This window comes from Vibrio sp. R-1 (assembly GCF_035615595.1).
Taxonomy (GTDB): domain Bacteria; phylum Pseudomonadota; class Gammaproteobacteria; order Enterobacterales; family Vibrionaceae; genus Vibrio; species Vibrio cholerae.
The window spans coordinates 1-4225 of the sequence record NZ_WPDC01000147.1 but is presented as its reverse complement, the minus strand read 5'-3'; the positions used below and the strand labels follow the sequence as shown (position 1 = coordinate 4225).

The window sequence follows — 4225 nt, the reverse complement described above, 5'->3', positions numbered from 1 at the left end:
ATCGGCCGCTCGGCATTGAGTAGCAAAGAGACGGCTAAGCGGTGATCGGTAAATTCAGCCAGCAGAGAGCGAAGCAGCGAATCGTCACTCGCGCCGCGGGCAAAGGCGAGGCGCGCATCGTGCAAGCGGCGACGAATACGGTCACGCAGCTCTGCGGTAGCTGCTTCGGTAAAAGTCACCACCAGAATTTGATCAACGCTTAGCGGATGCGCGTGGCGAGTTTCCGCGCAGCCATGTCCAAGCACCAGACGCAGATAGAGCCCGGCGATGGTATAGGTTTTTCCGGTGCCTGCCGAGGCTTCAATCAGTCGCGCTCCATGCAAGGGAAAGCGCAACGTATCGAGCGTGACAGCCAGCTTATTTGAATCGGCACTCATCAGCCTTAATCCTTCTATCTACCGATGACAGAGATGTGACCTAAAACGAATATTTCTCTGCATTAAACTAAAAACCGTGATTGAGTATGGGCTTATGGGATCCACTTCACGGCACAAGCCAAGGCGGCGCTTTACACTGCGCGCACGTTAACAAATTCATTTGTTACACAAGAATTTAGGTCCCTCTGACCTGTGGCCGTACAGCGAACGCCCTACACCAATAATGATTTTCTGGCGGCCACCCACTTCCCACGTCATTCATGATTAAACCTGTTCGGCATCTTGCACTTGTAAACGCGGTGTTTGCAGCACTGTGATGGCCAATTGGCGCAGCGTTTTTGCCAGTTCATCACTCCACTGCGGCCAAATACGCGCGATGTAGCGATTACCGCCTTCACCCTTGATGTAAAAGCTATCGTTGAAGGTGTCCGCCATTTTCTTGTAGGACTTCTCTTCATCTTCCTGCCATTTGCCACGGGAAAATCCGGCCTCAACGCAAGCCAACGCCGTTTTCGGGAAATAAGCCAAAGGTTGGTTCATGCCTTGGCAAAACAGCGCCACCAGTTCACTCAGTAGCGCCTTGGCTTGCAGCGCGTCATTAAGTGGCGGCAGCATTTGGTGCTGCACCCCGTCTTTGCGCTCATAACCAATCAAATGGGTCGTGACGGCTTTGCCGCTCGCCGCCAAGCAGAGATGATCAATCCATGCGGCTAATAAATCTTCCGAGCGAATCGCGCCACTGCGCGCACGCACCAAACCAGATTGATAACGCTTCACGAGCCAACCACGTAGTAAAACTTCTCGGCCATCGTCAAAGGGCTGCAAGCGTAGATCAATCTCTTCATCTTCCAGTGGTTGGTGACACAAAAATCCAATTTTTTCCGCCAGAGCCAAAGCTTGCTGCGCACTTTGCGCCAATTCAAGATCGCCAAACGCCGCCACCGGCAACTTGCCTTGCGCTCGTTGCTGCTTAGCAAACTGCGCCACCACTTGGTCACGCTCTGCGCCATCACAGCAAGCGAGCAGATTTTCCACCAACTCATCACGCAGCTGATACGCGCTCAATCCATCCAAAGCAAACGGCTCATCATCTTCCAGCACAGCTAGCGGCGGCTCAAAGCTCACTTTCAAGCGGCGTTTGAAGAAATACTCCACCGGCAGACGCCAAAAACGTTGCAGCTCGACCAGATCCAGCTCCATCGGCCAACTCACTTCGAGCAGATAATCACTGAGTGGGGTAAGAAAATCGGCGCTGCTCTGCCCTTGGCGGCGCGCGGCAGGCAGCCATTCACGAGCAAAACTGCCAGCGATAAACGCCTGTGGACTGAACGGCACCATAGGATACTGGGTGGTTAAGTGCTCAACCAAGCGACGTCCGGAGTCATCACTTTCTAGATTTTCATCGCCTGCCAAGCAGTAGTTCTGCTCACAATATTCCAAAAGCTCACTGACCAGCACCGAAGGCACGCGCTCGCTGTTATCTTGAATCGAGCGGCCGACATAGCTGATATACAGCTGCTCTTTGGCTGACAACAAGGCTTCGAGGAACAGGTAGCGCGATTCTTCACGCCGCGAGCGGTCGCCAACTCGGCGCTGCACATTGCGCAGGTCAAACCCTTCCACCATTTCATTGGGTGGATAAACCCCATCATTCATGCCGAGCAGGCATACTCGGCGAAACGGGATCGAACGCATCGGCATCAGGGTACAGAAGTTCACTTGTCCCGCTAAAAAGCGTTGGCTGATCCGCGTGCCGGAGAGTTTATTGGTCAGCACTTGGCGAATAATGGCCGGTGAAATCGCTTGTTGGTAGCCCGCGTCGGCCAACTGCTGTTTTAGGTTCACCAAACTATCGCGGATGGTTTTCAGCGCCAGCTCACCTTGCAGATCGACACTAAAACAGCGCTCCAACAGCTCGTTGAGCCAATAACGCCACTGCTCCATGCTTTGAGTTTGCGCCAGTTGGCTACGCAGCTCGCTGAGCGTTTGTACAAAGTGTGCGAGCTTACCCGCCAACTCGGCGCTCATGCCTTGCACTTGGTTATAGGGGGCAAGCCACTGGCCACCAAGCTCATACAACCCCGCTTCAGCCGGCATGGCGTAACCCAGTAACATACGCTCAATGCCAAACTGCCACGTATTTTGTTCACTGGCGGGCAATTCAAACTCCGCGCCCGTGTCGCTATTGAGTCCCCAACGAATGCCCGCTTCTTCGACCCAACGTTTGGCAGTGGCAAACTCTTCTTCGTCAATCGCAAACCGCGCCATAATCGCCGGGGTTTCAAGTAGCTCAAGCAGTTCTGACGCCAGACAGCGCGATTGCGGCAGCGCGAGCAGTTGCAAGAAAGCAGTTAAGATCGGGCTTTCCTGATCAGCGCTGCGATCGGAAATTGAAAACGGAATAAAACGCTCACCAGGCGCGTTGCCAAACACCGCCTGAATGTAAGGTGCGTAGGCGTTAATGTCTGGCACCATCACAATCACATCGCGCGGTTTCAGGCTTGAATCACGCTCAAACTCGGCTAGCAGTCGGTCGTGCAGCACTTCCACTTCACGAATTGGGCTGTGACATAGGGCCATCTGCAGGGAATCATCCTGCTCGGCAATGCTGGGTTTATGACCGCTGCTGGCAAACTTGGCATCGTCTTGATGCTCTTGCAGATGCAAAATATCTGCTTGGATGTGATGCAGCAGCGAGTCGCGTTGAATCTCAATAAACAGCTCTAATTCAGACTGATCGTTTTGTGCCAGAAGATAGAGATTATCGCGCCCCATTTTGCCCATCGAGGCCAGTAAGCTATTGCCCACCGCGTGACTTAGGTGCAACGACTCTTGCAGATAGTTTTCCACATCGCCTTTGAGCGGCGAGACTTCACTGCCAACAGTGACTTGCTCACCGTTAATGTGCAGGAGCTTGCGTTTTTGCGCTGCCACTCGCGCCAGATATTTACGGTCACGAATGTCGCCCCAATAGTGCTGACAAGGGTTGGTCAGCATCAGGTGCACGTCGATATGCTCACCCATCGCGCGCAGCGCATCAATATAACGGGGCGGCAGCGCAGAAATACCGAAAATGAACAATCGCTTAGGCCATGTACTGCGATCAAAGTTGCCACTCGCCAACTGCTCAATGAAACGCTGATAGAGGTTAGCACGGTGATAAATCGAATGCCCTTGCTTATGCGTGTAAGCGTAGAGTTCACGCCACAAAATCGGCTGCCACGGGTGTTGGTCAGCGATTTCCGCCACCTCTTCCCCCGCTTCCCAACTTAAAATCCAGTCGGGGCGATACACTAAGTAACCATCGAAAATATCGGCAATTTTTTCCGCTAATTGGAACCGCTTAGAATCATCTTCATCGTCTTGTAAATAGCGTTGCAGCGGTTGGAATTCTTCACGGTCAAGCAGCTTAGGCAGTAGCTCCATCAAACGCCAACTCATCGCTTCTTTATTGAAGGCGCTGCGCTGCGGAACATCGGGCAACACTTGAGTAAACATCTGCCAGATAAAGGTTGCCGGTAGAGGAAACTCAAGATTCGCGGCAACCCCTAATTCACTGGCCAGCGCCATTTTCAGCCACTGCGACATGCCGGGGCTTTGCACCAAAATGCTCTCAGGAATAAAGGGATCGTCCAACGGCTCATTTTTGATTAAATGCACCAACAGGATCTTCAGCGTTTCAACTTGGTTGGAGTGGTAGACAGTAAACACAATGCACTCATGCTGCTCGACTCATCATGAGCTGAGAGTAGCATAAGTGCATGTCAGGAAGGATAAAAAAGCGCGGGGCAGGCTCTCAATCTATACCCAAACAACTAGGAGTTGCAGGTAGGCGGCAAGTAAGTGAG

Annotated in this window: 2 protein-coding genes; both read right to left on the bottom strand. The window is 52.7% G+C overall.

Features of this window, described 5'->3' with window-relative positions; all coding sequences use genetic code 11:
* Nucleotides 1-377, bottom strand: a 377-nt coding sequence (locus GOU96_RS16965; protein WP_324702034.1) for a UvrD-helicase domain-containing protein, incomplete at its 3' end; no start/stop codon positions are given.
* Nucleotides 378-641: 264 nt separating this feature from the next.
* A complete protein-coding gene (gene recC / locus GOU96_RS16960; RefSeq protein ID WP_267780872.1) occupies nucleotides 642-4088 on the bottom strand; it encodes an exodeoxyribonuclease V subunit gamma in 3447 nt (1148 codons plus the stop codon).
* Nucleotides 4089-4225: the final 137 nt, after the last annotated feature.